Source organism: Streptomyces mabaensis (genome assembly GCF_053763515.1).
Genome location: NZ_JBSOPZ010000001.1, coordinates 84,100 through 109,379 on the forward strand (window position 1 = coordinate 84,100; position 25,280 = coordinate 109,379).

Annotated in this window: 22 protein-coding genes and 7 tRNA genes; 11 read left to right on the top strand and 18 right to left on the bottom strand. The window is 73.2% G+C overall.

Annotation, left to right across the window (positions count from 1 at the left end):
- Positions 1-33 precede the first annotated feature (33 nt).
- The 3 genes from thrS to ACWV17_RS00405 all read right to left on the bottom strand — a co-directional run bounded on the left by thrS (position 34) and on the right by ACWV17_RS00405 (position 3,934).
- Complete coding sequence (gene thrS, locus ACWV17_RS00395; RefSeq protein WP_455357992.1) at positions 34-2,010, bottom strand: threonine--tRNA ligase; 1,977 nt, start codon at positions 2,008-2,010, stop codon at positions 34-36.
- A gap of 119 nt (positions 2,011-2,129) precedes the next feature.
- A complete protein-coding gene (locus ACWV17_RS00400) occupies positions 2,130-3,371 on the bottom strand; it encodes a hypothetical protein (protein WP_455358136.1) in 1,242 nt (413 codons plus the stop codon).
- Complete coding sequence (locus ACWV17_RS00405) at positions 3,368-3,934, bottom strand: DUF4365 domain-containing protein (protein WP_455355168.1); 567 nt, start codon at positions 3,932-3,934, stop codon at positions 3,368-3,370. The genes ACWV17_RS00400 and ACWV17_RS00405 overlap by 4 nt, the downstream gene beginning before the upstream one ends.
- Before the next feature lie 193 nt (positions 3,935-4,127).
- Here ACWV17_RS00405 and ACWV17_RS00410 point away from each other — a divergent pair, with 193 nt between their 5' ends.
- Complete coding sequence (locus tag ACWV17_RS00410; RefSeq protein WP_455357993.1) at positions 4,128-4,853, top strand: exonuclease domain-containing protein; 726 nt, start codon at positions 4,128-4,130, stop codon at positions 4,851-4,853.
- 64 nt (positions 4,854-4,917) lie between these two features.
- On the opposite strand, the gene ACWV17_RS00415 is transcribed toward ACWV17_RS00410, so the two are convergent.
- Positions 4,918-4,989 (bottom strand) — tRNA-Val (locus tag ACWV17_RS00415).
- Positions 4,990-5,137: 148 nt separating this feature from the next.
- Here ACWV17_RS00415 and ACWV17_RS00420 point away from each other — a divergent pair.
- Complete coding sequence (locus tag ACWV17_RS00420; protein ID WP_455357994.1) at positions 5,138-7,804, top strand: SCO7613 C-terminal domain-containing membrane protein; 2,667 nt, start codon at positions 5,138-5,140, stop codon at positions 7,802-7,804.
- Positions 7,805-7,879: 75 nt separating this feature from the next.
- Here the strand turns inward: ACWV17_RS00420 and ACWV17_RS00425 are convergent.
- A tRNA-Val gene (locus ACWV17_RS00425) sits at positions 7,880-7,951 on the bottom strand.
- Between the two features lie 53 nt (positions 7,952-8,004).
- Positions 8,005-8,436: a TIGR02611 family protein gene (locus tag ACWV17_RS00430; protein ID WP_455355165.1), complete on the bottom strand. Its 432-nt coding sequence runs from the start codon at positions 8,434-8,436 to the stop codon at positions 8,005-8,007.
- A gap of 190 nt (positions 8,437-8,626) precedes the next feature.
- Between ACWV17_RS00430 and ACWV17_RS00435 the strand changes: the two genes are divergently transcribed.
- Positions 8,627-9,040: an SsgA family sporulation/cell division regulator gene (locus tag ACWV17_RS00435; protein ID WP_003959770.1), complete on the top strand. Its 414-nt coding sequence runs from the start codon at positions 8,627-8,629 to the stop codon at positions 9,038-9,040.
- A gap of 190 nt (positions 9,041-9,230) precedes the next feature.
- The gene (locus ACWV17_RS00440; RefSeq protein ID WP_455355164.1) at positions 9,231-9,788 is read left to right on the top strand and encodes a CGNR zinc finger domain-containing protein; all 558 of its coding nucleotides are present in this window, start codon (positions 9,231-9,233) and stop codon (positions 9,786-9,788) included.
- Between the two features lie 28 nt (positions 9,789-9,816).
- Here the strand turns inward: ACWV17_RS00440 and ACWV17_RS00445 are convergent, their stop codons facing one another.
- Positions 9,817-9,969, bottom strand: coding sequence for a hypothetical protein (locus tag ACWV17_RS00445; RefSeq protein WP_455355163.1), 153 nt, complete (start codon positions 9,967-9,969; stop codon positions 9,817-9,819).
- A gap of 68 nt (positions 9,970-10,037) precedes the next feature.
- The gene (locus ACWV17_RS00450; RefSeq protein WP_455355162.1) at positions 10,038-10,532 is read right to left on the bottom strand and encodes a hypothetical protein; all 495 of its coding nucleotides are present in this window, start codon (positions 10,530-10,532) and stop codon (positions 10,038-10,040) included.
- 196 nt (positions 10,533-10,728) lie between these two features.
- Between ACWV17_RS00450 and ACWV17_RS00455 the strand changes: the two genes are divergently transcribed.
- Positions 10,729-11,244, top strand: coding sequence for a DsbA family protein (locus ACWV17_RS00455; RefSeq protein WP_455355161.1), 516 nt, complete (start codon positions 10,729-10,731; stop codon positions 11,242-11,244).
- 27 nt (positions 11,245-11,271) lie between these two features.
- Here ACWV17_RS00455 and ACWV17_RS00460 read toward each other — a convergent pair whose 3' ends face one another.
- The 3 genes from ACWV17_RS00460 to ACWV17_RS00470 all read right to left on the bottom strand — a co-directional run bounded on the left by ACWV17_RS00460 (position 11,272) and on the right by ACWV17_RS00470 (position 14,079).
- The gene (locus tag ACWV17_RS00460) at positions 11,272-12,111 is read right to left on the bottom strand and encodes a GNAT family N-acetyltransferase (protein ID WP_455357995.1); all 840 of its coding nucleotides are present in this window, start codon (positions 12,109-12,111) and stop codon (positions 11,272-11,274) included.
- 91 nt (positions 12,112-12,202) lie between these two features.
- Complete coding sequence (locus tag ACWV17_RS00465) at positions 12,203-13,024, bottom strand: aminotransferase class IV (protein ID WP_455357996.1); 822 nt, start codon at positions 13,022-13,024, stop codon at positions 12,203-12,205.
- Positions 13,021-14,079 (bottom strand): chorismate-binding protein, encoded by a 1,059-nt coding sequence (locus tag ACWV17_RS00470; RefSeq protein WP_455357997.1) that lies wholly within the window; start codon positions 14,077-14,079, stop codon positions 13,021-13,023. The genes ACWV17_RS00465 and ACWV17_RS00470 overlap by 4 nt, the downstream gene beginning before the upstream one ends.
- Before the next feature lie 248 nt (positions 14,080-14,327).
- Between ACWV17_RS00470 and ACWV17_RS00475 the strand changes: the two genes are divergently transcribed.
- The 5 genes from ACWV17_RS00475 to ACWV17_RS00495 all read left to right on the top strand — a co-directional run bounded on the left by ACWV17_RS00475 (position 14,328) and on the right by ACWV17_RS00495 (position 14,808).
- Positions 14,328-14,400, top strand: a tRNA-Gly gene (locus ACWV17_RS00475).
- 37 nt (positions 14,401-14,437) lie between these two features.
- Positions 14,438-14,511: transfer RNA gene (locus tag ACWV17_RS00480), tRNA-Cys, on the top strand.
- Between the two features lies 1 nt (position 14,512).
- Positions 14,513-14,584 (top strand) — tRNA-Val (locus ACWV17_RS00485).
- Positions 14,585-14,614: 30 nt separating this feature from the next.
- A tRNA-Val gene (locus ACWV17_RS00490) sits at positions 14,615-14,686 on the top strand.
- 47 nt (positions 14,687-14,733) lie between these two features.
- Positions 14,734-14,808, top strand: a tRNA-Val gene (locus ACWV17_RS00495).
- 43 nt (positions 14,809-14,851) lie between these two features.
- Here the strand turns inward: ACWV17_RS00495 and ACWV17_RS00500 are convergent.
- The 4 genes from ACWV17_RS00500 to ACWV17_RS00515 form a co-directional block, all read right to left on the bottom strand.
- On the bottom strand, positions 14,852-15,148 hold the full coding sequence (locus ACWV17_RS00500; RefSeq protein WP_455355157.1) for a TFIIB-type zinc ribbon-containing protein: 297 nt from the start codon (positions 15,146-15,148) through the stop codon (positions 14,852-14,854).
- Between the two features lie 66 nt (positions 15,149-15,214).
- Complete coding sequence (locus ACWV17_RS00505) at positions 15,215-16,210, bottom strand: phosphotransferase family protein (RefSeq protein ID WP_455357998.1); 996 nt, start codon at positions 16,208-16,210, stop codon at positions 15,215-15,217.
- 713 nt (positions 16,211-16,923) lie between these two features.
- Positions 16,924-17,130 (bottom strand): hypothetical protein, encoded by a 207-nt coding sequence (locus ACWV17_RS00510; protein WP_455355155.1) that lies wholly within the window; start codon positions 17,128-17,130, stop codon positions 16,924-16,926.
- A gap of 187 nt (positions 17,131-17,317) precedes the next feature.
- Positions 17,318-17,575: a hypothetical protein gene (locus ACWV17_RS00515; protein ID WP_455355154.1), complete on the bottom strand. Its 258-nt coding sequence runs from the start codon at positions 17,573-17,575 to the stop codon at positions 17,318-17,320.
- A 195-nt stretch (positions 17,576-17,770) separates the two neighbouring features.
- Between ACWV17_RS00515 and ACWV17_RS00520 the strand changes: the two genes are divergently transcribed.
- Positions 17,771-19,039, top strand: a complete 1,269-nt coding sequence (locus ACWV17_RS00520; RefSeq protein WP_455355188.1) for a protein kinase domain-containing protein — start codon at positions 17,771-17,773, stop codon at positions 19,037-19,039.
- Positions 19,040-19,271: 232 nt separating this feature from the next.
- On the opposite strand, the gene ACWV17_RS00525 is transcribed toward ACWV17_RS00520, so the two are convergent.
- From ACWV17_RS00525 to cobT, 3 genes are all read right to left on the bottom strand, one after another.
- The gene (locus ACWV17_RS00525; RefSeq protein WP_455357999.1) at positions 19,272-20,090 is read right to left on the bottom strand and encodes a TrmH family RNA methyltransferase; all 819 of its coding nucleotides are present in this window, start codon (positions 20,088-20,090) and stop codon (positions 19,272-19,274) included.
- A 142-nt stretch (positions 20,091-20,232) separates the two neighbouring features.
- A complete protein-coding gene (gene cobA, locus ACWV17_RS00530) occupies positions 20,233-21,480 on the bottom strand; it encodes a uroporphyrinogen-III C-methyltransferase (RefSeq protein ID WP_455358000.1) in 1,248 nt (415 codons plus the stop codon).
- 451 nt (positions 21,481-21,931) lie between these two features.
- Positions 21,932-25,279, bottom strand: a complete 3,348-nt coding sequence (cobT, locus tag ACWV17_RS00535) for a nicotinate-nucleotide--dimethylbenzimidazole phosphoribosyltransferase (RefSeq protein WP_455358001.1) — start codon at positions 25,277-25,279, stop codon at positions 21,932-21,934.
- Position 25,280 lies beyond the last annotated feature (1 nt).

Sequence of the window (25,280 nt, forward strand, 5' to 3'; positions counted from 1 at the left end):
AGGCCCTTGCCGTACGGGCCCCTGCCCTACGTCCTACAACTGGACCCGGTCCTCGACCACCTTGGCGATCTTGGCGATGGCCTCGTCGACCGGGATGCCGTTCTCCTGCGAGCCGTCGCGGTAGCGGAAAGAGACCGCGCCGTTGGCCACGTCCTCGTCACCGGCGATGACCATGAACGGAACCTTCTGCTTCTGGGCGTTGCGGATCTTCTTCTGCATACGGTCCGAGGAGGCGTCCAGCTCGAAGCGCAGCCCCTTGGCCTTCGCCTTCGCGCCGAACTCCGCCAGGTGCGGCACGTGCGCGTCGCCGATCGGGATGCCGACCGCCTGGACCGGCGCCAGCCACGCCGGGAACGCGCCCGCGTAGTGCTCCAGCAGCACCGCGAAGAACCGCTCGATCGAACCGAACAGCGCGCGGTGGATCATGACCGGCCGCTGCTTGGTTCCGTCCGGGCCGGTGTACTCCAGGTCGAAGCGCTCCGGGAGGTTGAAGTCGAGCTGGACCGTGGACATCTGCCAGGTCCTGCCAATGGCGTCCTTGGTCTGGACCGAGATCTTGGGACCGTAGAATGCGGCGCCGCCCGGGTCCGGGACCAGCGGGAGGCCCTGCTTCTCGGCCACCTTGCGCAGCGTCTCGGTGGCCTCCTCCCACACCTCGTCGGAGCCGACGAACTTCTCCGGGTCCTTGGTGGAGAGCTCCAGGTAGAAGTCGGTCAGGCCGTAGTCGCGCAGCAGGTTCAGCATGAAGGTCAGCGTCGAGTCGAGCTCGTCCGCCATCTGCTCCTTGGTGCAGTAGATGTGCGCGTCGTCCTGGGTGAAGCCGCGGGCCCGGGTCAGGCCGTGCACCACGCCCGACTTCTCGTACCGGTACACGGTCCCGAACTCGAAGAGGCGCAGGGGCAGTTCACGGTAGGACCGGCCCCGCGCGTCGAAGATCAGGTTGTGCATCGGGCAGTTCATGGGCTTGAGGTAGTAGTCCACGCCCTCGTCGAGCTGCATGGGCGGGTACATGCCGTCGGCGTACCAGTCCAGGTGGCCCGAGGTCTCGAACAACTTCCCCTTGGTGGCGTGCGGGGTGTAGACGAACTCGTACCCCTCCTCCTCGTGCCGGCGTCGCGAGTAGTCCTCCATGACCTTGCGGATGACACCGCCCTTGGGGTGGAAGACCGCGAGGCCCGAACCAATCTGCTCGGGAATGGAGAAGAGGTCCAGCTCGGAGCCCAGCTTGCGGTGGTCGCGCTTCTCGGCCTCGGCGAGGAACTCCAGGTGCGCCTTGAGCTCATCCTTGGAGGGCCACGCGGTGCCGTAGATGCGCTGCAGCATCGGGTTCTTCTCGCTGCCGCGCCAGTACGCGGCGGCGTTGCGCATCAGCTTGAACGCCGGGATGTTGCGGGTGGTCGGCAGGTGCGGGCCGCGGCAGAGGTCCTTCCAGCACAGGTCGCCGGTCTTTGCGTCGAGGTTGTCGTAGATGGTCAGCTCGCCGGCACCCACCTCGACGTCCGCGCCGTCGTCGTGCGAGGCCGAGCCCTTGAGACCGATCAGCTCCAGCTTGTACGGCTCGTCCGCGAGCTCCTCGCGGGCCGCCTCGTCGGTGACCACGCGCCGCGAGAAGCGCTGTCCCCGCTTCTGGATCTCCTGCATCTTCTTCTCGATGGCCTTGAGGTCCTCGGGGGTGAACGGCTTCTCCACGTCGAAGTCGTAGTAGAAACCGTCCCGGACCGGCGGGCCGATGCCGAGCTTCGCCTCGGGGAAGAGCTCCTGCACGGCCTGCGCCATGACGTGCGCGGTGGAGTGCCGCAGGATGTTCAGGCCGTCCTCGGAGGAGATCTCGACGGGCTCGACGACCTCGCCCTCACCGATCTCGTACGCGAGGTCCTTCAGCTCGCCCGCGATCCGCGCGGCGACGATGGTGCGCTCGCCGGCGAAGAGCTCGGCCGCCGTGGTGCCCGTGGTCACCACGCGCTCTTCCCGCTCGGAATCGCGTTGGATGATCACACGGACGTCTGACACCGGTCTCTCCTGACTGAGGGGGTGCGACAGCGGACACTGCGCGCCTGAATCGTACCGAGCCGCAAGGGTGCCTCGCGAAACGGTTTGCGCTGCGCACGGTGGCCCGGACGCCGCAGCGGTCAGTCGTCCTCCGTGCAGGCCTCCTCGAAGAAGTCCAGGTTCTCCTGGAGCGACTTCATCAGGCGGTCGCGCTCGACCTCGTCCAGGCGCACCGGCATCACCCCGGAGGGGTCCGTCAGCCGCCGGAAGCCGCCGCGGCTTTCCAGTCTGCCGCTCAGCCGGATCGGCAGGCCGACCAGGTGCGCGTGGCCGGCGATCCGGTACGCCTCCTCGTCGAGCACCGTCCGGACGTGTGGGATCTCCGCACCGGCCAGCACCCGCAGGCGTACCGTCCCGCCGCCGCGCGGGGCCGAGCGGCGCATCCGTATCACCGTGCCCGCGATCCGGACCGGTACGGACGGCTCTCCCGCCCGGTAGCGCGCCCCTGCGAGCCGGAGCGCGGGCAGGTCTCCGGGCGAGAACTCCACCGGCTCCGGCCGGGCCGCGCAGCCGTCGGGCACGCCCGCCGCGGGCGCCCACTCCAGCGCGATGCCGGCCCCCTCCGAGCCGCGGACGAGCGCGATGACCGCCTCGGTCAGCTCCCGGCACACCCCCGCCTCGACGGCCGCGTCGAAGGCCTCCATGCCGCCGGTCGCCCGCTGGTAGTCGGCGGCCTCGCGAGCGGCGTGCAAGGCGTGGTGCAGCCTGATCACGGCCGCCCGTCCTGTCTCCACCGGTACGAACGCGGTCAGCCGGCGCCCGCCCGGCGCGGGGCCCACCAGTACGCCCTCCAGCGCGCTCTCCGCCTGCCGCCGGTGGCGCGCCCCGTAGTACGCGGCGCGCGCCCGGGCCGCGAGCGCGCCGGCCAGCAGTGTCCGGCGGGCCGCCGCGCGCAGGTGTTCCTCCGCGGTCCAGGAGGACGCGCCGGACGGGCCCGGCGGTACATCGCGCCACCAGCGGATCTCGTCGCTGGGGACGCTCAGTCCGACCAGAACGTCCCGTGCGGACGGCACCGCGCTGCGGCGCAGCGCGGTGAGCGCCTCGCCGAGCAGGTCCTCGCTGTCGGGGAACGCCCTGCTCTCCGGTACGAGCAGGCTCGTACCGCCCAGGCCGCCGCCCGGCGGTGTCCACCGCGCGTACCGCCCGGCCGCTCCCCCGCGTCGCTGCCAGCCGTGCCGGTCGAGCAGCGCACCGAGCACGGCGGGGTCCACCTGCGCGGCCTCGGCAGGATGCGGAGTCGCATGCGAATGCGGATGCGAATGCGGTCGGGTGCCGAACGGCAGTGTTTCGTCGACGGGCTCGTCGAACGGCCGGTGCATCAGGGTCTCCCTCCCACCCCGACCCGGGTCATGATCTCGCAGAGCGCCCGGTCGTCGAATATCCGCGAGGTCGGGATGCGCACGGTGGTCCTGCGCCTGCCCGTCACCGGGTGGCCGGCCAGGTTGGTCCAGTAACAGCAGTGCCGCAGGTCCAGGCCGTCGTGTCCGGCGCGCAGCCAGTCGTCCTGGGACCGCGGTACGAGCATCACGACCAGGATCTTGTGCACCGAGACCGGCGTGCGGGCGAGCTTCACCAGGTGCTCGTTGTCGAGCGTGAAGGAGAAGGCCGGTCCTGCCGGGCGCGGCGGGATCTGGTACGTGCACTTGAGCTGCACCTTGATCGTCACTTCGTCGTCGACCGTGTGCCCGGGAGCGCTGTGGCTCACGTGCCAGTCGATGCCGTTGTCCGGAAACGGCTGGGAGAGCGAACAGCCCGCGGCAGCCGCGACCGCGTGCAGGTAGCCCACCTGGAGGGTCTCCATGCAGGCGGTGGTGGCGAGTCCGCCGCGCAGCGGTGTGATCCGCTCGGGCAGCAGCCCACCCGATTCGGGCTGCGCGAGCGCCATGGCTCCGATTGCCTTCCGGGCCGTCGTACCGATCGATTTCTTTCATGAGTGGCCGTCAACTGAGCGGGCTCTCACCTGTGTTGTCTCCGCAGCGGGTGGCCCGCAAACGGCGTACGGCGCAAACAGCCCGGGTATCACCGAATCGGGCAGGGGGACGCACGCCATCTGCCAAACGGGTGCGAGGAGTTCGGACATGACGTGCTGGTACGAGGGACCCCTGGCCGCGTTCGACACCGAGACCACCGGAGTGGATGTCGAGGAGGACCGCATCGTTTCGGCTGCCGTCGTCGTGCAGGACACGGCGGGCGCCCGGCTCCGCGCCACCCGGTGGCTGGTCAACCCGGGGATACCGGTTCCCCCCGGAGCGACGGAAGTTCACGGCCTGACGGATGCGCATCTGCAGCGCAACGGGCGCTGGCCCGCCCCCGTGGTCGAGGAGATAGCCAGGTCGCTCGCCGAGCAGACCGCCGCGGGGCGGCCGCTCGTGGTGATGAACGCGCCCTTCGATCTGACTTTGCTGGACCGGGAGTTGAGGCGCCACCGCGCCTCGTCGCTCGCCCGGTACCTGGACAACCGCCCGCTGTACGTCCTCGATCCCCGCGTGCTGGACAAGCATCTGGACCGCTACCGCAAGGGGCGCCGCACGCTCACCGATCTCTGCGCGCACTACGGGGTGGAGCTGGACGGCGCGCACGACGCGGCCGCCGACGCCGTCGCCTCGCTGGAGGTCGTACGGGCGGTGGGGCGCCGGTTCGCGGCGCGCCTGGAACGGCTCACGCCGGCCGAGCTGCACACGCTCCAGGCCGTGTGGCACGCGGCCCAGGCGCGTGGCCTCCAGGCCTGGTTCGCCCGCAACGGGTCGGAGGAGGCGGTGGACCCGCACTGGCCACTGCGCCCCGACCTGCCTGCCGCCGCGTGACCCGCCGGCAGGGGGTGAACGCAAGTGAGGCCGGTCCGTCTGCTGACGGACCGGCCTCTCCCGGTGGGCGATACTGGGTTCGAACCAGTGACCTCTTCGGTGTGAACGAAGCGCTCTCCCACTGAGCTAATCGCCCGGGAACGCACTGAACCATACAGGTGCGGGCGGGTTTCCTTCAAACCGGATTCCCGGTCACCGGCAACTTCCGTACTCGTCCGTACTCACCGCGGATCTGAGTATCCGCGCCCATACCTGTGCCGGGTGACCGGGGCCACACTCCAGCCATGGAGAACGTGCCGCCACCCGCCGAGGAACTGGCGATCCTCGACCGCGAGCTGGTTCAAATCGAAGCTCGCCGCGCCCAGTTGCTGGCCCGCAGAGCCTGGCTGCTCAGTGTGCTGCGGGCTCCCGCGCCGCAGCCCTTCGCCCCGCGGCCCTTCGGGCCACCACGGACCGCTGCCCGCGAGTCCGCTCCGCCGAACGTCCAGAACGTGCTGCTCACGCTCGGGGCCGTCCTGCTGACGATCGCCGCGATCGCCTTCACGGTGGTCAGCTGGGGCCACTTGGGCATCGGCGGCCGTGCGGCGGTGCTCGGCGCGGTGACGGTCGCCACCCTGTCGGCGCCGGTGGCTCTGCTCCGCCGTGGGCTCACCTCGACGGCCGAGTCGGTGGCGGCCCTCGGCCTGGCGCTGATGGTCCTGGACGCGTACGCGCTGCACCGGGTGGCCCTGCCGGACACGGACGGCGTCGGCTACGCGGCCGTCGTCTCGACCGGCCTGGCGCTGCTGTGGTCGGCGTACGGCATGGCCCTCGGCCGGCTGCGGCTCCCGCTGCCGGTGGCCGTGGTCACCGCGCAGCTGCCGCTCGTGCTCTGGGCCGTCGCGGCCGGCGCCGGACCGCTGCTGTTGACCTGGGCCGTGCTCGCGACGGCCACCCTCGACACGGCGATCGCGCTGTGGGGGAAGGGCGCCCCGGTACGGGCCATCGCCTGCGCCGGCGCCTGGGTGGCGGGTGCCTGGGCGGTGCTCGGCGCCGGCTGGATGTCGGTGGACGCCGGGACGACCGCCGACGCGGTGGCGCCGGGCCTGCTGCTGCTCGCGGCCGCGGCGCTGGCGCTGTTCGCGGCCTGGCGTGCGCCGTCCGCCGAGGCCCCGCGGAAGGAACTGAGCACCGGCGCCGCGGCCGTGGCGGGTCTCGCCGCGGTCGCCGCGGTCGGCGGCGTGCTGCGGACGGACCTCGCCGACGCGTGGACGGTACTGGCGTACCTGCTGCCCGCGGTGGCCCTGCCGGCCGTCGTACGCACCTCACTGCCGTCCCCGGTACGGCTGGGCCTCGCGGGCGCGTCCGGAGCGGTGCACGCGGCGGCGCTCCTGTGGGCCGTGCCGGCGGTGGCCCTCGCCGTGCTGGGCCCGGCCGAACAGGTCGACCCCGTGTGGTCCGGAGCCCCCGGTGACGCGCGGGAAGCACTGGGTACCGAGGCGGCGTGGGCCGGCATGACCGCCGCGCCCGTGGTGCTGCTGATCGTCGCGGGCGTCCTGACGGCCGTGCACCGGGCCGCACCCGCGGAGCGTACCTGGCGCCCCGCGACGGCGTGCGGCGCGCTGGTCCTGGTCTGGGCGGCGGCGTTCGCCCTCCCGCCGGCCCTGGAGCTCCCGTACGCGGCGGGCGCGGCGATCCAGCTCCTGCTGACGGCGGCGGCGCTGGCGGCAGCGATCCGCCTGAGCGCCTCGCCGGCACCGACGGCCCGGGCCACGCCTGCGGCGCAGCAGCCCGCCGCCCCGGCGCGCCCCGGCGTCCCGCCGACCGCCCCGCCCAAGCCCGCGGGTCCGCCGCACGGCGGCGTCCCGGCGGGCGCCGGGGCCCAAGCCCACGTCCCTGGGGGCGCTGCCGCTCCCGAGGGCCCGGCGCGCGCCTGGTCGGCGGCCGTGCCACCCGCCGGTGGCCATGCGGCGGCAGGTGGCGGCGCCTCCTGGCTGCGGGGGTCCGGCGGGGTCGTGGCCCTCGGGGCGCTCGGGTGTGCTCTGGTGGGGGCGATCAGCGTCTCGCTGCTGTCCCTGGCGGCCCGTCCGGCCACGTTCGCCGTGCTCGGCGCCCTGTTCGTCCTGTTCACCGGCGCCGCGGCGGTGAGCGTCCAGCGCCTCACGCAGGCGGTGTGCGCGTGCGCCGCGGTGGCGTTCGCGACCGGGCTCGTGGCGGCCGTCGCGGCCGCCCTGGACTTCGCTCCGCACCACGTGGGGCTCGCGGTTCTCACGATCCCCGCAGCGGCGGCCCTGCTCGCCCACGGGCTCGGCGAGCACCCCGCCCGGCAGCCCGTCGAGATCACCGGCGGGATCGCCGCCCTGCTCGCGGTACGCCTCGCCGTCGAGGACGCCCCCACCCTCGCGCTGGTCCTCGCGCTGTGCGGTGTCATCTGTGCGGGCACCGCGCTGCGTGCGGACCGCCGGCCGGCCGGGTACGCCGCCGCGGTGCTGTTCGTCCTGGCCACCTGGGTGCGGCTGGCGGCCTCGGAGGTGGTCACCCCCGAGGCGTACACGCTGCCCGTCACCGTGCCCGCCCTGGTCATCGGGTGGCTGCGGCGCCGCCGCGACCCCGAGGCGTCCTCCTGGACCGCGTACGGCCCCGGGCTGGCCGCGACCCTGCTGCCGAGCCTGATCGCCGCCTGGGGCGACAGCCACTGGCTGCGTCCGCTGCTGCTCGGCGTGGCGGCCCTGGCCGTCACCTTGGCCGGCGCCAGGCTGCGGCTCCAGGCCCTGCTGGTGCTGGGCGGCGCGGCGCTCGCGCTGGTCGCGCTGCACGAGCTGGCCCCGTACGTCGTCCAGGTGGTCGGCGCCCTTCCCCGCTGGCTGCCGCCGGCCCTGGCCGGCCTGCTCCTGCTCGGCGTGGGCGCCACGTACGAGCAGCGGCTGCGCGACGCGCGCAGGCTGCGGGACTCGCTGGGCCGGATGCGCTGACCGGCGGCGCCGCGCGCCGGGAGCGGAAACGCCGAGAGCCCGGAGACTCTTGAGTCTCCGGGCTCTCGGTCCGGGTGGGCGATACTGGGTTCGAACCAGTGACCTCTTCGGTGTGAACGAAGCGCTCTCCCACTGAGCTAATCGCCCGGGCGCAGGCCACACATTACCCCATGTCAGCGGCTGCCCCGGACCCGTCCGGATCACTCGTCGATGTTCCACGGCATCGCGATGCCGAACTCCCAGACATAGATACCGACCAGTACGGCGACGATGACGAGACCGACCGTCGTGAGGGCGATGTTGCGCCGGCGGACCTTCGGATCGAGCGCTTTCTGTGCCGCTTCGGTCACTTTGCGTTTCGTCCAGCGCAGGACGAGCTGCGCCCAGACGAACTCGGTGGCCCAGATCGCCATGCCACCGAAGATCACCAGCCAGCCCGGACCTGGCAACGGCAGCATGATCACACCCGCGACCACGACCCCGAGTCCGACGACGAAGACCCCGACCTGCCAGCTCAGATGCAGGGTCCGCCGGGCCTGGATGAACTCCGGTGCCCGCGAACCGAGCTCCGGCTCGGCGTTCGTGTCACTCGTCGTGGCGCTGCTGCTACGCCCGTCACTCCCCGTATCCATGGCGCCCAAACTACCCGACACCGTCCAGCCACCGGAATGGCCGTAAAGCACGAGAAAGCACTCCTCCGTAAGAGGGACCTGAAGACCCGCAAAACGGTCAGAGGGGTTTACAACGGCACCGTAGGTGGCATGTCGATTTCGCCGACGTGCGAATCCCCGAGCGCACACTGAGCGAAAGGCCCTGGCGCTTATGAACACCACGGTCAGCTGCGAGCTGCACCTGCGCCTCGTTGTGTCGAGCGAGTCATCACTGCCTGTACCCGCGGGCCTGCGGTATGACACGGCCGATCCCTATGCCGTGCACGCCACCTTCCACACCGGAGCCGAGGAAACCGTCGAATGGGTGTTTGCCCGCGACCTCCTCGCGGAGGGCCTGCATCGGCCCACCGGAACCGGAGACGTCCGGGTCTGGCCGTCCCGTAGCCATGGCCAGGGCGTCGTCTGCATCGCCCTGAGCTCCCCGGAAGGAGAAGCCTTGCTCGAGGCCCCCGCGCGGGCCCTGGAGTCGTTCCTGAAGCGGACCGACGCCGCTGTGCCACCCGGCACCGAGCACCGTCATTTCGATCTCGACACAGAGCTTTCGCACATCCTGGCCGAGAGCTGAGCCAGCGCGAGAGCTGCCCGACACCGTCCGACTCGGGGAGACGGTGCGGGCCGCACAACCGCATACAGCAGACACCGGAGCTGTCTCCGCGGAATCCACCGTGGGGACGGCTCCGGTGCGCTTTCTGGCGAGCCGCTAAAGTCGGCCAGCATCGGCGGGCACCCGCCCGCGCAGGCCAGGGAGCGAAACCGTGCTGATCCCCCACGACACCCGTCGCGCGCTCGACGTCGTTGTCGATCTGGTGAACACCGCACCGGAGACCGACCAGCCCGACGGGCTCTCGCACATCGAGGCACTGAACGAGTTCGTACGACTGCACAAGATCAGCGACGTCGGCGTGCTGGGCGCCCGCGACCTGGCTGCGGTCCGGGCCGTACGCGCACGCTTCGCGCAGGCCTTCGCCGCCACCGACGCCCGGGCCGCGGCCGAGCTGATCAACGAGCTGGTCGCAGCGGCCGGAACCACTCCGCAGCTCACCGACCATGACGGCTACGACTGGCACGTGCACTACTTCGCGCCCGGCGCCTCCGTCGGCGACCACCTCGCGGCCGACTGCGGGATGGCCCTGGCCTTCATCGTGGTCTCCGGCGAGCAGGAGCGGCTGCGCCGGTGCGAGGCACCGGACTGCCGGCGGGCCTTCGTGGACCTGTCGCGCAACCGTTCGCGCCGGTACTGCGACAGCCGCACCTGCGGCAACCGGCTGCATGTGGCCGCGTACCGGGCCCGTCGCAAGGAAGCCGCGGAGTGAGCGGGCGGCTCCGGCAGGCCGGCGTCCCTCACAGCAGATAGAGATCGTGCATCGCCGCGATCAGGAGCAGGGAGCCGATCACCCCGAGGAAGATCATCAGGGGCGGCTGGGAGAGCGCGAAGAGGCAACCGCGCTGCTCGTCGGTGGGTACGGGGGGCTCGCCCCGGGATGTGTCCAGCATCTCCGGGGCATGATGGCGCAGCGCCCGGACGCGCCGCGGTCAACACGCCCAGTGGGCAGGGCCGTTCGTCAGATTCCGTGCTTCTTCAAGATCGCTTCGATGTCGGAGAAATCCTCGTCCTGTGCCGCGGCCTGCCCGGACTCGGTCGTGGTCCCGGACCTGGAACCGGTCTTGGACTTGGCCCTGGTTTTGGCGGCGGACTCGGCGCCCGTGGCCCGGCCCGGCCCGAGCGAGGGCGCCGACGCGGCCGGCGCGACCGCGTCCCGGCGGGCGGCCGCAGCCGCCTTGCGCTCCTTACGTGAGCCGCCGCCGCGGCGCTCCACGGCGCGCGTGGTCATCAGGAGCAGCCAGGCGAGGCCCAGGAGCCCGAAGCCCGCCCAGACGGAGGGGTTGAAGACCAGGTCGGCGACCCAGTCGATCGCGCCGACCATCACCAGGGCGATGGGCACCAGCGCGTACGCGGCGATCCGCGTCGCGGCCAGGAAACGCTTGCGGTACGCCGTCAGCGCGGCGAGGCCCAGGCCGGCCGCGGACACCGCGGAACAAATGGTCTCGGCGAGCATCCGGTCCTCCTGCGGTGGGGGCTCTGTCCCTCCATCCTGCACCGCCCACCGGCGCACAAGCCACGATCCGGTACGAGGTCAGGGAGATCTCGGGGGTGCGGTCCTCCCCAGGTCCCGCTCGGGGCGCCGGTCGGGGTGCCGGTCGAGGCGTACGACCCGGTTGGGTAGCGGACACGAGGGCTGGGAGACTGTGCGCATGAGCGACTCCAGCCCCGGCCGTCCCGACCGTCCCGTCCTCGATGTGTGGTGCGAGCTGCAGTGCTCCGACTGCCGCAGCGCCCTGGAGGATCTGCGCGCGCTGCGGGAGCGCTACGGCGACCGGCTGGAGGTACGCCTGCGGCACTTCCCCCTCGAGAAGCACAAGCACGCCTTCGCCGCCGCGCAGGCCGCCGAGGAGGCCGCGGAGCAGGGGCAGGGCTGGCCCTACGCCGAGGCGGTGCTCGCGCGCACCGAGGAACTGGCCGGCAGGGGCGAGCCGTTCCTGCTGGAGGTTGCGCGCGAACTGGGGCTGGACGCCGAGGAGTTCGACACCGCGCTGATCGACGGGCGGCACATTCTGACCGTCGACGCGGACCAGGCGGAGGGCAAGGCGATCGGGGTCACCGGGACCCCGACCTACGTCATCGGTGGCGAGCGGCTGGACGGCGGCAAGAGCCAGGAAGGGCTGCGCGCGCGGATCGAGGAGATCGCCGACCGGCTGCTGGCCGGCTGAAGCGCCTCGGACCGCACGGACAGGCCCTTAAAGCAGCTGCTTGTACAGGTGGTAGTCGGTCGTCTCGTAACCGAGTGAGTCGTAGAGGCGCACCGCCGGGGTGTTGTCGGCGAACACGCTGAGGCCCAGCTCGGCCCCTCCGGCGGCCCGTGTCACCCGCTCGGCCAGCAGCATCAGCGACCGCCCGTGTCCCCGGCCCCGGTGCTCGGCGTCCACCTCGACGCTGAAGACGTACGCCCCGGGCATGCCGGGGCGCACCGGGCGCAGCGCGACCCACAGGATGCCCACCCGTGTCCCGTCGCGCAGCAGGACCCCCAGGTAGGTGTCCGGCGTACGTTCGCCCTCGGGCAGCGTCGAGGCGTGGTCGGACCGCGACTTCGCCCGTGCCTGGTCCTCCGGGATGCCACGCCCGACGAGGTTGCGTACGTAGTCCTGCTGGGTGTGCTCGATCCAGACCGCGTACTCCGCCGCGCTCATCGGCCGTCCCTCGCAGCCGGCCGGGAGCGGGGGCGGTTCGGCGGGCAGGCGTTTGAGCATGCTGCGGTTGCGGACGACGTAGCCGAGGGCCGAGGCCAGGTTCCGGGCGGCCTCGGCGGGTGCCGGGATGGAGACTTCCACCCGGGTGCAGCCCCATCCGCGCAGCACCTCCTCGGCGGCCAGCGCCGCGACGGTGGCGCGGCCGCGCCGCCGGTCCCGCTCATCGATGTGCAGGGACACGATGCGCCCGACCGAGGCGCCGAACCGGGGGTCGGTACCGAGCTCGATCACGCCGACCGGGCGGCTGTTCACGCACACCCGGTACTGCCGCGACTTCGCACCGTCGGCGCCGTGCTGTATCGGCCCGGTGGGCCGCAGGGTGGTGGTCATCAGGGGGGTTCTACCCCGAACGACGCACGGCGTCATCCGTATTACGGGGCCGGATCGGGTCCGGGTTACGGATCCGGGCTACGGATCTGGGTTACGGGTCCAGATCCGACCCGGCGCGCTCGTCGAAGATGCGCATGGCCTTCGCGGTGACCGGTCCCGGTGCGCCGGGCAGCTCGCGCCCGTCGACCCGGTGGACCGCCTGCACATCGCGCAGCGTCGAGGTCAGGAAGATCTCCTCGGCCCGCTCCAGCACGTCCAGCGGCATGTCGGTCTCGCGGGCACCCGTCCAGTCCACGGCCAGGGCGCGGGTGATGCCGGCGAGGCAGCCGGAGGCGACGGGCGGTGTGTGCAGTTCGCCGTCGAGGACGACGAACACATTGGAGCCGGTGCCCTCGCAGAGCTGCCCGACCGTGTTGGCGAACAGCGCCTCGGACGCGCCGCGCTCGTGCGCGCGGGCGAGCGCGACGACGTTCTCGGCGTACGACGTGGTCTTGAGGCCGGTCAGCGCGCCGCGCTCGTTCCGGGTCCACGGCACGGTGATCACCGCGGTGCTGTCCGGCCGCCGCTTGGTCTCGCCCAGCGCGACGACCAGCGTGGGGCCGGTGTCACCCCGGTCCGAGCCGAGCGGGGACAGGCCGCCGGTGTAGGTGATGCGCAGCCGGCCGAGCGCCATCGGGTTGGCGTCCAGGACCGCCGCGCAGGCCCGGCGTACCTCGTCGAGGTCGGGTTCGGGCAGTCCCAGGCCGTGCGCGGACCGGGCCAGCCGGTCCAGGTGGCGCGTGACGGCGAAGGCCTTGCCGTCCACCGCCTTCAGCGTCTCGAAAACGCCGTCGCCCACGGTGAGCCCGTGATCGAACACGGACACCCGTGCGCCTTCGGCGTCCTGCAGTGTTCCGTCGAGCCAGATCTTCACCGTAGGGTCCCTCCACTCGCCTCGTACGCTCCCGACGCTACCGCGAGCAGCCGGGCGGCCTTCAGTTCGGTCTCGTCCCATTCACGCTCCGGGTCCGAACCCCAGGTGATGCCGGCGCCGGTACCGAAGCGCAACTTCGGTCCGCCCACCGCTTCCCGGTCGATCCAGAAGGTCCGGATGCCCACGGCCAGCTCGCCGGTGCCGCGGTCGGCGTCGACCCAGCCGATGCCGCCGCAGTAGGGACCGCGGGGGGCCGTTTCGAGGGCCTCGATGATCCGCAGGGCGCTGGACTTGGGCGCGCCGGTGACCGAACCGGGCGGGAAGGCCGCGGCCAGCAGCCCGGCCCAGCCGGCGCCGGCGGCGAGTTCGCCGCGGACGGTGGAAACGAGGTGGACGAGCCCGGGATGGGCCTCCACGGCGCAGAGTTGCGGGACGGTAACGGAACCGGTGGCGCACACCCGCCCGAGATCGTTGCGGACCAGGTCCACGATCATCACGTTCTCGGCGTGGTCCTTCTCCAGCAGGTCTTCGGCGGTGCGGCCGGTGCCCTTGATGGGACCGGACTCGACCACGCGACCGGTCCGCCGCAGGAACAGCTCGGGCGAGGCGGTGGCGATCTCCACGCCGTGCGCCCTCAGGCGAATCGTTCCGGCAAAGGGGGCGGGGTTGCCCCGGGCGAGCAGCTGGGTCAGCGTGTCGACATCGGCGGTGGCGGGCTCGGGCAGCGGCGCGGACAGCACGCGGCACAGGTTGGCCTGGTAGACGTCACCGGCCGCGATGTGGGTACGTATGCGCCGTACGCCGGCGGTGTACGCGGCACGGTCCAGGGACGAGGTCCAGTCGTCGGCGGCCGGACCGGCCCAGGCGCCGGGCACCGGATCGGGTACCGGCTCGGCACGTACATCCCCGAAGCGGGCACAGGTCAGCCCGCCCTCGAAGTCGGCGGCCACCGCCCAGAAGCCGCTGGAGTCGAGGGCGGTGGGATCACTGGTGACATCGCGGAGATCGGTCGCGACGAGGCCGCCGAAGCGGGCCATCGGGGGGAGGTCGTGCACGGCTGTGAGTCTAGGGCGGGTGAAGACGCGGTGCCGGAGAGGCACCGGTGAGCTGCCGATGGGGTGCCGGAGAGGTGCTCATGCGGTGCTGATGCGGTGCGGATGAGCTGCGGATGAGCTGCTGGGGAGCTCCGCCGGGCCGAACGCAGCGCAGCACGCTGGGGAAACGCGTTTTTGAGCTGGCCCGGGAATCCGCTAGAGTTCAACACGTCGCCGGGGAACGCAAGCGCCCCGGGCCAACGGCACCTGCGGACGTGGCTCAGTTGGTAGAGCATCACCTTGCCAAGGTGAGGGTCGCGAGTTCGAATCTCGTCGTCCGCTCGAAGTGGGGGATCTTTCCCGGACCCCCGCGCTCTGTGGTGGAGTGGCCGAGAGGCGAGGCAACGGCCTGCAAAGCCGTCTACACGGGTTCAAATCCCGTCTCCACCTCCACGGACGATTAGCTCAGCGGGAGAGCGCTTCCCTGACACGGAAGAGGTCACTGGTTCAATCCCAGTATCGTCCACTGGATCCCCGGTCGCCGGGTGTCCGTCTCGCGCGATTAGCTCAGCGGGAGAGCGCTTCCCTGACACGGAAGAGGTCACTGGTTCAATCCCAGTATCGCGCACGCAGTACGCAGCACCGCAGTACACGCAGCACCCGCAGCACAGTCCCGCGCGATTAGCTCAGCGGGAGAGCGCTTCCCTGACACGGAAGAGGTCACTGGTTCAATCCCAGTATCGCGCACCACCGAAAAGCCCCCAGCCGTCTCCACGGCCGGGGGCTTTCCTGTTCAGGAGGAGAAGAGCATCCGGCCGAAGCCCTTCTGGCGGTGGTGACCGTGGTGGCCGCCGTGACCCCCGTGGCCGCCGTGCTGGGGGGCGCCCCAGGCGGGGCCGGAGGCGGCCGGGTAGGCCTGCGGGGCGGGCGGAGCCGGCGGAGCCTGCTGCGTCCACTGCGATTCGAGGCGGGTCAGCGCCTCCAGCTCGCCGTAGTCGAGGAAGATCCCGCGACAGCCGCTGCACTGCTCGATCTGGACGCCGTTGCGGTTGTACGTGTGCATCGCTGCATGGCACTTGGGGCACTGCATGTCGGCTCAACTCCTCGCCGTCGGGTCGGCATCGCCGGATGCATGCCCGGCGACGCGGTGTTCACCCTACGATGACGCCTCGAACTCCAACTCGGGCGGGAGTGACGCGATTCGGACACAGGCGGCGATCATCAGCTCTTCCACCTCGTCCGGCGCACGGTCCTCCGCGGCGGCCTTGGCCAGGGCGAGGGCGGCCGTCTGTACGGTCAAGGCGCGGGCGGGAACGTCCAGTTCGGGCCAGGGATCGCCGTCGGGGCGTACCGCGGGTCCGCCGGCCTCCCGGTACGCGCCGAGGAAGCGCAGCCAGATCTCGGGGGCGAGCAGGCCGGCCGCGTACCAGGCGGCCGGGCGGGCCAGGTCCCAGGCCGGGTCGCCGAGGCCCATGTCGTCGATGTCGATCAGCAGCCAGGGGCCGTCGGGGGCGGGGTGCCGGACGAGCTGGCCGAGGTGCAGGTCCCCGTGGCAGAGGACGTCCGCGCGGGGGGCGGGGGCCTCGTCGCGGGCCCAGGGCGGGAGCCGCCGCCAGGCGGCCAGTACGGGCGCGCCGGCGGGGTGGGCGGCGGCGGAGTGGGCGGCGGCGCCGGCGGCCGTCATCCGCCGGATCGCGCGGGCGGCCTTCGCGGGGCCGCGCATCTGCGGGAGCGGGCCGGGCAGTTCGCCCGGAGGCGTGGCGTGCAGCCGGGCGAGCAGCCGAGCCGCGTCCTCCCAGGGGGCGGCTTCCGGGTGCTCGGGGTCGACGGGGGTGCCGTACGGCCAGGCCGTGACCGGGCGCCCGTGCAGTACGGCGGACAGGGCGCCCTCGCGGGCGAGTACGGGCAGCGGGGGCAGCAGGATCCCGTCGAGCCGGGGGGCGGCGGCGAGGCGGATCCGTACGCCGAGGGCCGCGCGGTCGGTGTCCGGGGCGTGCGCCTTGACCACGACTCCCCCGCGGTGGACCACGGTGCCGTCGGGGCGGTCGGTGAGCGTGTGCGGTGCGGGGGACGCGGGGGCCGCGTCTGTGCGGCGGGGTGTGGGTACAGCTGCGGCGAACGCGGCGAGTTCTTCGGCGAGCGGTGCGCGCACGGTCTTCCCCCTGGGCGGTGCGGTGCGGGCGGAGCCGCCCGCGGGGATCGTACGCGTCAGCCCTCGCGGCCGGCCGCGGGGCCGTGCGAGGTGGACCCACCCCTCGGCGCTCGCCGGTACGGCGCCGTCTCCGCCCGCGGGCCGGTGGGCGGAACGCCCGCCTGGGGCGGGCACCTGCCCCACCCCGCCCACCCGTTCGGCCAGAGCGAGAACAGCACCGTTTCCCGCGAGCGGCCCGGCACCATCGGCGGCCGCACGCCCATGGACGGCACCCCCGGCCCGCGGCGTACACCGACACCATCAGCGGCCACGGGCCCGTGCGCGGAACGCCCGCCTGCGGCGGGCACCTGCCCCACCCCGCCCACCCGTTCGACCAGAGCGAGAACGGCACCGTTTCCCGCGAGCGGCCCGGCACCATCGGCGGCCGCACGCCCATGGACGGCACCCCCGGCCCGCGGCGTACACCAGAGCGAGAACGGCACCGTTTCCCGCGAGCGGCCCGGCACCATCGGCGGCCGCACGCCCATGGACGGCACCCCCGCCTGCGGCGGGCCGCGCACCGCCCTGGGCCGTGGGGCGGGAAAGGGTTTGCCCGCGCAGCTCCCCAGCTGCGCGGGCAAACCCTTTCCTGCCGTCCGCCGCACCCCCGTCCCCACGGGGCTGATGGGCCGATGTCCCCGGCCCGGGCCGCTCTCCCGGGCCCGGGGCGCCGCTCAGCGCCCCAGCATCACGCCCACGGACGACGCATGTGTGACCACCGCTTCCCAGCCGCCGAAGACGACCACGAGCAGGGTCGCCAGGGGAAGGACCATCGCCGCCGCCACCAGGGGGTGGCGAGTGCCGGACGGGCGGCCGCCGAACGCGGCGTACGCCTTGCGTCCCTGCGTGCGGATCATGCTCCGCGATGCCGTGTCCGCCATGGTCCCTCTCCTGTCGTTCTGAGTGCGGCGGGCGTCTGACCTCGGGGGACGAGTGCTGCACCCGCCGCATGACTTCAACGTTAGGGGCGGGGCGAGGCCCGGGCGTCATGCCCTCGTACCGATTCCCGGGCCTCCCGGAGGATGACGGGCACCCCGCCCGACTACTCCCCTGGGTGGAGACGCGGTCCTAGGACCTGGGGTCTTCCCGGAGGGGATCCTCCGGGGAGTCGTCCCTGGGCACCGGCTGCTCGACCAGAGCCAGCACCCGGTTCGCCATGAACCGCGCCGTCCGCACCGGCGTCCCGGTCCGGGTGACTTCGCTCACTTCCACGACTCCCCTGCGCACCGCCGTCTCCACCCGGCGCCCCGCCCGGCTTGCCACCACTTCGTACGTACGCGTCGTGTCTCCCGCGTCCACGACTATCTCCACACGATCGCCCTTCATTTCCCAATCCCCCTTCTGCGACGGACCTTTGAGATCTCGCACGGGTGAGGGGAGAGCCGGCCGGCGCTTCCCTGACCACCCCTCAAGTTTCCCACCCGGCACTGACAATCGGCCGAGTGACGAGGGCGCGGCCTCTCCGCACACCGGGCCGATGGTCCGTAAGCTGTGCCACGTCAAACGGACCGGGCAGCGGGGATGGACATGGCGATGATGCGGCTCCGGCGCGAGGACCCGCGTGTCGTCGGCTCGTTCAGGCTTCACCGGCGGCTGGGCGCGGGCGGCATGGGCGTCGTCTACCTCGGTTCCGACCGGCGGGGCCAGCGAGTCGCACTCAAGGTGATCCGGCCGGACCTGGCGGAGGATCAGGAGTTCCGGTCGCGGTTCGCCCGCGAGGTCTCGGCGGCCCGGCGGATCCGCGGCGGCTGTACGGCCCGGCTGGTGGCCGCCGATCTCGAGGCGGACCGGCCGTGGTTCGCGACGCAGTACGTCCCCGGCCCGTCGCTGCACGACAAGGTGGCCGACGAGGGCCCGCTGCCGGCCGCCCAGGTGGCCTCGATCGGCGCGGCCCTCTCCGAGGGCCTGGTGGCCGTCCACGAGGCCGGGGTGGTGCACCGTGACCTCAAGCCCTCGAACATCCTGCTCTCGCCCAAGGGCCCCCGGATCATCGACTTCGGCATCGCCTGGGCCACGGGCGCCAGCACGCTGACCCATGTGGGTACGGCGGTGGGCTCGCCCGGGTTTCTCGCCCCGGAGCAGGTCCGCGGGGCCCTGGTGACCCCGGCCACGGACGTGTTCGCGCTGGGCGCCACCCTCGCGTACGCGGCGACCGCGGACTCGCCCTTCGGGCACGGCAGTTCCGAGGTCATGCTCTACCGGGTCGTGCACGAGGAGCCGCAGCTGTACGGCGTACCGGACGCGCTGGCCCCGCTCGTGCGGGCCTGCCTGGCCAAGGACCCCGAGGAGCGGCCGACCACCCTGCAACTGTCCATGCGGCTCAAGGAGATCGCGGCCCGGGAGGCGCAGGGCCTGTCGGAGACCCGTCCGCCCGCGCAGCGGAGCGAGGCGGACCGGCCGACCGGGCGGCTCGCCGAGCACGCCGACCGGCCCACCCAGCAGAGCGAGCGGCGCACGGCGGGGACCCCCACGCCCCGGGCGTCGCAGCCCCCGCGTCCGTCCTCGTCACGCGCGGCCTCGCCGCGGGCCGCCTCACCTCGCGGCGCGGCCTCGCCCCGCGCGGCATCGCCCCGGCCGTCGTCGTCGCGCCACACCGGCTCCCGCCCGGCGGCGCAGCGCAACGCCACCCGCCCCGGGGCGCGTACGAACGGCCGGCCCGCTCCCCGTACCGCCTCCGGTAGCCGGCGTCCGGCGGGGCCGAACCGGCGCCTGCTGCGCCAGCGGCTGATCGTGTTCGTCGTGGTGACGCTGATCGTGGCGCTGGGGATCGCCGCGGCGCAGCAGCTCTGAGCGCTCCGGCCCTAGGGGATGTCGTCAAAGTCCCGCCTGACCCGCGGCGCTCCCCCAGCTACCGCTGGGAGGTGCCCCCAGGCACGGCACCTCGCTGCGTTGTCGGAGTCATCCAAGTACGTCCAGTACGAGGATGACCCTCCGCCTTGCGATGCACCGCACCAGACGCCGCGGGTCCCGCCCTCCGGGCGGACGGCGCTACTTTGACGACACCCCCTAGGCCCTGTCAGGTTCAGCCCTGCGGGCGGCCGGTCGCCACCGCGTAGAACGCGACGGCCGCGGCCGCCCCCACATTGAGCGAGTCCACGCCGTGCGCCATCGGGATGCGGACCCACTCGTCCGCCGCCATCAGCGCCTGCGTGGACAGCCCGTCGCCCTCCGCGCCGAGCATGAGGGCGACGCGGTCGAGGCTGTGCGGGGCGGCGTCCTCGATGGGTGAGGCCTTCTCGTCCGGCGTGAGGGCGAGGAGCTTGAAGCCCGCTTCCCGGACGGCGTCGAGACCCTTGGGCCATGCTTCGAGGCGCGCGTACGGGACGGAGAAGACCGCGCCCATGGAGACCTTGACCGAACGCCGGTAGAGCGGGTCAGCGCAGTCCGGCGAGAGCAGTACGGCGTCCATGCCGAGGGCGGCCGCGCTGCGGAAGATGGCGCCGATGTTGGTGTGGTCGTTGACCGCCTCCATGACCACCACCCGGCGGGCCGCCGCGAGGAGTTCGGCGGCCGTCGGCAGCGGTTTGCGCTGCATCGAGGCCAGGGCGCCGCGGTGGACGTGGTAGCCGGTGACCCGCTCGGCGAGGTCGGGGCTGACCGCGTACACCGGCGCCGGGACCTCGTCGATGACGTCGCGCATCACGTCGACCCACTTGGCCGAGAGCAGCATCGACCGCATCTCGTAACCGGCGTGCTTGGCCCGTCTGATGACCTTCTCGCCCTCGGCGATGAACAGGCCTTCGGCGGGCTCGCGCTTGCGCCGGAGCTCGACGTCGGTCAGCCCCGTGTAGTCACGCAGGCGCGGGTCGTCGGGGTCTTCGATGGTGATGAGATCGGCCACAGGGTGATACTGCCTTGTCCTGGGTGGGGTGCCAACGGCTGGGGACGAGATCTGTTACCGGCGGTTACTCGCGTGGGTCGTGCCGGTCGGGCCGGTCGGGCCGGTGGGGCGGGTCGCGCCGGTTGCGCTTGCGCTGATCGCGCTACCCCCGCTGATCGCGCCCCGGGCCGACGGCCACGACCTCGCCGATGACGATGACCGCCGGCGGGCGGATCTCCTCGGCCCTGACCGTGTCGGCGACGGTGGCCAGCGTCGCGTCCACCCGGCGCTGCGCGGCGGTCGTGCCCTCCTGGATGACCGCGACGGGTGTCTCGGGCGAGCGGCCGTGCGCGGTCAGCGCCGCGGCGATCGCGCCGATCCGCTCGACCGCCATCAGCAGGACCAGAGTCCCGCGGAGCTTGGCGAGCGCCGTCCAGTCGACCAGCGAGCGCGGGTCGTCGGGCGCGACATGGCCGCTGACGACGGTGAACTCGTGGGCGACGCCCCGGTGGGTGACCGGGATGCCGGCCGCGCCGGGAACGCTGATCGAGCTGGAGATGCCGGGGACCACGGTGCACGGGATGCCGGCCTCGGCGAGCGCCTCCGCCTCCTCCATGCCGCGCCCGAAGACGAACGGGTCGCCGCCCTTGAGGCGGACCACCGCCTTGCCCGCCTTCGCGTGCTCGATGAGCGCGTGGTTGATGGCCTCCTGGGCCATGAAACGGCCGTACGGGATCTTCGCGGCGTCGATCACCTCGACGTGCGGCGGGAGCTCGTCGAGCAGGTCGCGCGGGCCGAGACGGTCCGCGATGACGACGTCCGCCTCGGCGAGCAGGCGGCGACCGCGCACAGTGATCAGGTCCGGGTCGCCCGGCCCGCCGCCGACCAGGGCGACTCCGGGCGTCCGGGTGCGGTGGTGGGGCGCCGAGAGGGTGCCGTCGCGCAGGCCCTCGACGATCGCGTCCCGGACTGCGGCGGAGCGGCGGGGGTCGCGGCCGGTGAGCACGGCGACGGTCACGCCCTCGCTGCGGCCGGTCGCCGGGGTCCAGGCGGTGGCCGCGTCGGCGTCGTCGCTGCGTACGCACCAGGTCCGGGTGCGCTCGGCCTCGGCGGAGGCCCGGGTGTTCGCTTCCGTGTCGCCCGTCGCGACCAGGGCGTACCAGGCGTCGGCGAGGTCGCCCTCCGCGTACGGGCGCCGCTCCCAGCGGATCTCGCCGGCCTCGGCCATCGCTTCGACGGAGGGGGTCGCGGACGGCGATACGAGGACGATGTCGGCGCCGGCCGCGATGAGCGCCGGGAGGCGGCGCTGGGCGACCTGGCCGCCGCCGATCACGACGACGCGCCGGCCGGACAGACGCAGTCCGACGGGGTAGGCGGGGTGCGGGTCGCCTGGGGCGGCGTTCGCGGTCATGACGTGCGGCTCCTCGTGCGGTCTTGCGTGTACGGGGCCGCTGCGTCGGTGGAGCGGCGCTGGTGGGGGCGGTGCGGGGCCCCGCGCCCACCTTACGGGCCGGGGGGCCGGTGTTCACCGGGGGTGGCGGGGCGGTTCGCCTCCGGCGCGATTCGCCTCCGGCGCGGGGCGCGGTGTGTTGTGGTGCGGGGCGCCTCCGGCGTGGGGGGCGGTGCGGTGCCGGTGCCGGGCGCGGTGCGGGGCGCCCCCGGTGCGGGGTGCTGGGTGCGCCTCTGGTGGGGGGTGCCCGGGGTGTTGTGGTGCCGGGGGCCGGGGCCTCCGGGAGCGGCGTTCGGGACTGTACGATTTACGGCGCGTTCAGCCGGGTCGGCTTGGGTGCCCAGGGCCCTGCGCCACAAATCGCACTTCTACGTCCCGAACACCACTCCCTCCGACCCCGTCCCCCTGCGTCTCACTTTTCCGTCACGCCCGCCGAGTCGAACGTCGCCACCTCGTGCATCGCACGCGCCGCGCTCTGGACCACCGGGAGGGCGAGCAGCGCGCCCGTACCCTCGCCGAGGCGCAGGTCGAGGTCGATGAGGGGGCGCAGGCCCAGTTTGTTGAGCGCCGCTACGTGGCCGGGCTCGGCGCTGCGGTGGCCGGCGATGCAGGCGGCGAGGGCTTCCGGGGCGATCGCACGGGCGACCAGGGCTGCCGCGCCGGCGCTGACGCCGTCGAGGACCACCGGGGTGCGCAGCGAGGCGCCGCCGAGGAGGAGGCCGACGATCGCGGCGTGTTCGAGGCCGCCGACCGCTGCCAGGACGCCGATCGGGTCGGCCGGGTCCGGCTGGTGCAGGTCCAGCGCACGGCGTACAACGTCGACCTTGCGGGCGTGCATCTCGTCGTTGATGCCGGTGCCGCGGCCGGTGACCTCGGCCGGGTCCAGGTCGGTGTAGACGGAGATCAGGGCCGCCGACACGGTGGTGTTGGCGATGCCCATCTCGCCGGTGAGCAGGGCCTTGTTCCCGGCGGCCACCAGGTCCCGGGCGGTCTCGATGCCGACCTCGATGGCGGAGAGGACCTCTTCGCGGGTGAGGGCCGGGCCGGTGGTGAAGTCGGAGGTTCCCGGGCGTACCTTGCGCGGGAGAAGGCCCGGGGTGGCGGGCAGGTCGCCCGCGACGCCGACGTCGATGACGCACACCTCGGCGCCGACCTGGTTGGCGAAGGCGTTGCAGACCGCGCCGCCGCCGAGGAAGTTGGCGACCATCTGGGAGGTCACTTCCTGGGGCCAGGCGGTGACTCCCTGGGCGTGCACGCCGTGGTCGCCGGCGAAGATCGCGACGGCGGCGGGCTCGGGGATCGGCGGGGGGCACATCCGGGAGAGCCCGCTGAGCTGCGCGGAGATGATCTCCAGCATGCCGAGCGCGCCGGCCGGCTTGGTCATCCGCTTCTGGCGTTCCCAGGCCTCGCCGAGTGCCTTGGCGTCGAGGGGGCGGATGTTGGAGATGGTCTCCTGGAGCAGGTCGTGCGGCTCCTCGCCGGGCAGGGCGCGGCGGCCGTACGTCTCCTCGTGGACGACCCAGGCCAGCGGGCGGCGCTTGGACCAGCCCGCCTGCATCAGCTCGGGCTCCTCCGGGAACTCGTCGACGTACCCCACGCAGAGGTAGGCGACGACTTCGAGGTGCTCGGGGAGACCGAGCGCGCGGACCATCTCGCGCTCGTCGAAGAAGCTGACCCAGCCGACGCCGAGGCCCTCGGCGCGGGCGGCGAGCCAGAGGTTCTCGACGGCGAGGGCGGAGGAGTACGGCGCCATCTGCGGCTGGGTGTGCCGGCCCAGGGTGTGGCGGCCACCGCGGGTGGGGTCGGCGGTGACGACGATGTTCACGGGGGTGTCGAGGATGGCCTCGATCTTCAGTTCCTTGAACTGCTTGGCACGGCCCTTGGGCAACGACTTGGCGTATGTCTCGCGCTGGCGGGTGGCCAGTTCGTGCATCGTCCGGCGGGTCTCGGCGGAGCGGATGACGACGAAGTCCCAGGGCTGGGAGTGGCCGACGCTGGGTGCGGTGTGGGCCGCCTCCAGCACGCGGAGCAGTACCTCGTGCGGGATGGGGTCGGTACGGAAGCCGTTGCGGATGTCGCGGCGTTCGCGCATCACGCGCAGGACGGCCTCGCGCTCGGCGTCGTCGTAGCCGGGAGCGGCCGCAGCGGGACGCGTCGCCGCCTCGGGGGCGGGGGCGGGGGCTACGACTTCGGGTGCGGGTGCGGGCGTTGCCGCTGCGACGTCGGGGGTGGGAACTGCGGCTTCCGGCCTGGCGAGGGGCTCCGCCTCGGGCACGGCCACTGCCGCTTCCGGGCCGGTGGCGGCCTGCGGCTCGGCTACGGGAACCGCGGCTTCCGGACCGGCATCGGGCTGCCCCTCGGGCACGGAAACTGCGATCTCTGGCCCGGTGACGGCCTGCGGTTCGGATACGGCGACCGCGGCTTCCTGCCCTGCGACGGGCTCCGCCTCGGGGGCCACGGCCTCGGCCCCCGGCGCCGGTACGCCCGCTTCCCGAGCGGGCACGGACTCCGCCTCGGGTGCGACGGGCTCCGCCTCGAGTACGGGAATTGCGGCTTCCGGTCCGACGACGGGCTGCCCCTCGGCTGCCGAGGGCTCGTCCGGCGCCGGTACGACGCCTTCCGGACCGGCCACGGGCTCCGCCTCGGGCACGGCCACAGCCGCTTCCGGACCAGCCACGGGCTGCGGCTCGACTACGGGAACCGCGGCTTCCGGACCGGCAACGGGCTGCCCCTCGGCTGCCGAGGGCTCGTCCGGCGACGGTACGACGCCTTCCGGACCGGGGAAGGGCTCCGCCTCGGGCACGGCCACAGCCGCCTCTGGACCGGCGACGGGCTCCGCCTCGGGGGCCACGGCTTCCGGACCGGGGAGGGGCTCCACCTCGGGTACGGCCGCCTCCGGACCGGCCGCGGGGTGCCCCTCGGCTGCCGAGGGCTCGGCTCCCGGTGCCGGTACGACGGCTTCCGGACCGGGCACGGGCTCCGCCTCGGGCAGGGCCACTGCCGCCTCCGGACCGGCGACCGGCTGTGGCTCGGGTACCGAAGGCTCGGCTTCCGGGCCGGTGGCCGGGTCCGGCGCGGGTACGGCGGCCGGGGCCAGCGCTGCGGCTTCGGGTTCGGTTGCGGCGAGCTCAGGGATCCCGGCCGGCTCCGGGGCCGGCCGGGTCGCCTGCGGTTCCTCGGGCGCCGCCTCGGCAGCCGGGGCCGGCAGCGGGACGACCGTTTCTGCTGAGACCGGCTGCGGGCTCCACGGCGTGCCCGCCTGCGGCGGGATCTCGCCCAGCTGCGGGCCCGGCAGGACGGCCCCGTCACCGCGTGGCACGTCGAGGTACTCGGGGCCCGGCTGCCGCACCGCGGCGGGGCCGCGGTCCGCGAGCGAGCGCACCACGCCGCCGGTGGCCTCGGGTAGCGGCGGGCCCATGTGCAGCGGCCGCCGCGCGGGGGCGGGCGCCGACGCCGGGGGCGCCACGGGCGGCGGGACGCGTACGCCGCCGAGGTCGACCGAGCCGGAGTCGCGGCCACCGGTCTCGTGCGCGTCGGGCTGCGCGGCCGGGGCCGGCGCGGCGATCACCGCCGCGGGCACGGGCTGCGGGTCGCTCCACGCGCCCTGCGCGCTCGGCATCAGCAGCAGGTCGTCGTCCTCGGTGTGGCTCTCCGCCGGGTCGAGGAAGGTGTACGCGCCTGGAGCGGAGATGCCCGGCTGGTCCACCATGCCCGCGTTCTCCGGCATTCCCTCGCCCGGAACCTGGCCGGTGTCAGTCATG

Coding starts and splice junctions, on each gene's coding strand:
- ACWV17_RS00520 (WP_455355188.1), top strand. CDS start 17,771: ATGGACATGGCGATGATGCGGCTCCGGCGCGAGGACCCGCGTGTCGTC.
- ACWV17_RS00410 (WP_455357993.1), top strand. CDS start 4,128: ATGACGTGCTGGTACGAGGGACCCCTGGCCGCGTTCGACACCGAGACC.
- ACWV17_RS00500 (WP_455355157.1), bottom strand. CDS start 15,148: ATGCAGTGCCCCAAGTGCCATGCAGCGATGCACACGTACAACCGCAAC.
- ACWV17_RS00435 (WP_003959770.1), top strand. CDS start 8,627: ATGAACACCACGGTCAGCTGCGAGCTGCACCTGCGCCTCGTTGTGTCG.
- ACWV17_RS00405 (WP_455355168.1), bottom strand. CDS start 3,934: ATGGCGCTCGCGCAGCCCGAATCGGGTGGGCTGCTGCCCGAGCGGATC.
- ACWV17_RS00430 (WP_455355165.1), bottom strand. CDS start 8,436: ATGGATACGGGGAGTGACGGGCGTAGCAGCAGCGCCACGACGAGTGAC.
- ACWV17_RS00515 (WP_455355154.1), bottom strand. CDS start 17,575: ATGAAGGGCGATCGTGTGGAGATAGTCGTGGACGCGGGAGACACGACG.
- ACWV17_RS00420 (WP_455357994.1), top strand. CDS start 5,138: ATGGAGAACGTGCCGCCACCCGCCGAGGAACTGGCGATCCTCGACCGC.
- ACWV17_RS00450 (WP_455355162.1), bottom strand. CDS start 10,532: ATGCTCGCCGAGACCATTTGTTCCGCGGTGTCCGCGGCCGGCCTGGGC.
- cobA (WP_455358000.1), bottom strand. CDS start 21,480: ATGACCGCGAACGCCGCCCCAGGCGACCCGCACCCCGCCTACCCCGTC.
- ACWV17_RS00445 (WP_455355163.1), bottom strand. CDS start 9,969: ATGCTGGACACATCCCGGGGCGAGCCCCCCGTACCCACCGACGAGCAG.
- ACWV17_RS00460 (WP_455357995.1), bottom strand. CDS start 12,111: ATGACCACCACCCTGCGGCCCACCGGGCCGATACAGCACGGCGCCGAC.
- ACWV17_RS00455 (WP_455355161.1), top strand. CDS start 10,729: ATGAGCGACTCCAGCCCCGGCCGTCCCGACCGTCCCGTCCTCGATGTG.
- cobT (WP_455358001.1), bottom strand. CDS start 25,279: ATGACTGACACCGGCCAGGTTCCGGGCGAGGGAATGCCGGAGAACGCG.
- ACWV17_RS00510 (WP_455355155.1), bottom strand. CDS start 17,130: ATGGCGGACACGGCATCGCGGAGCATGATCCGCACGCAGGGACGCAAG.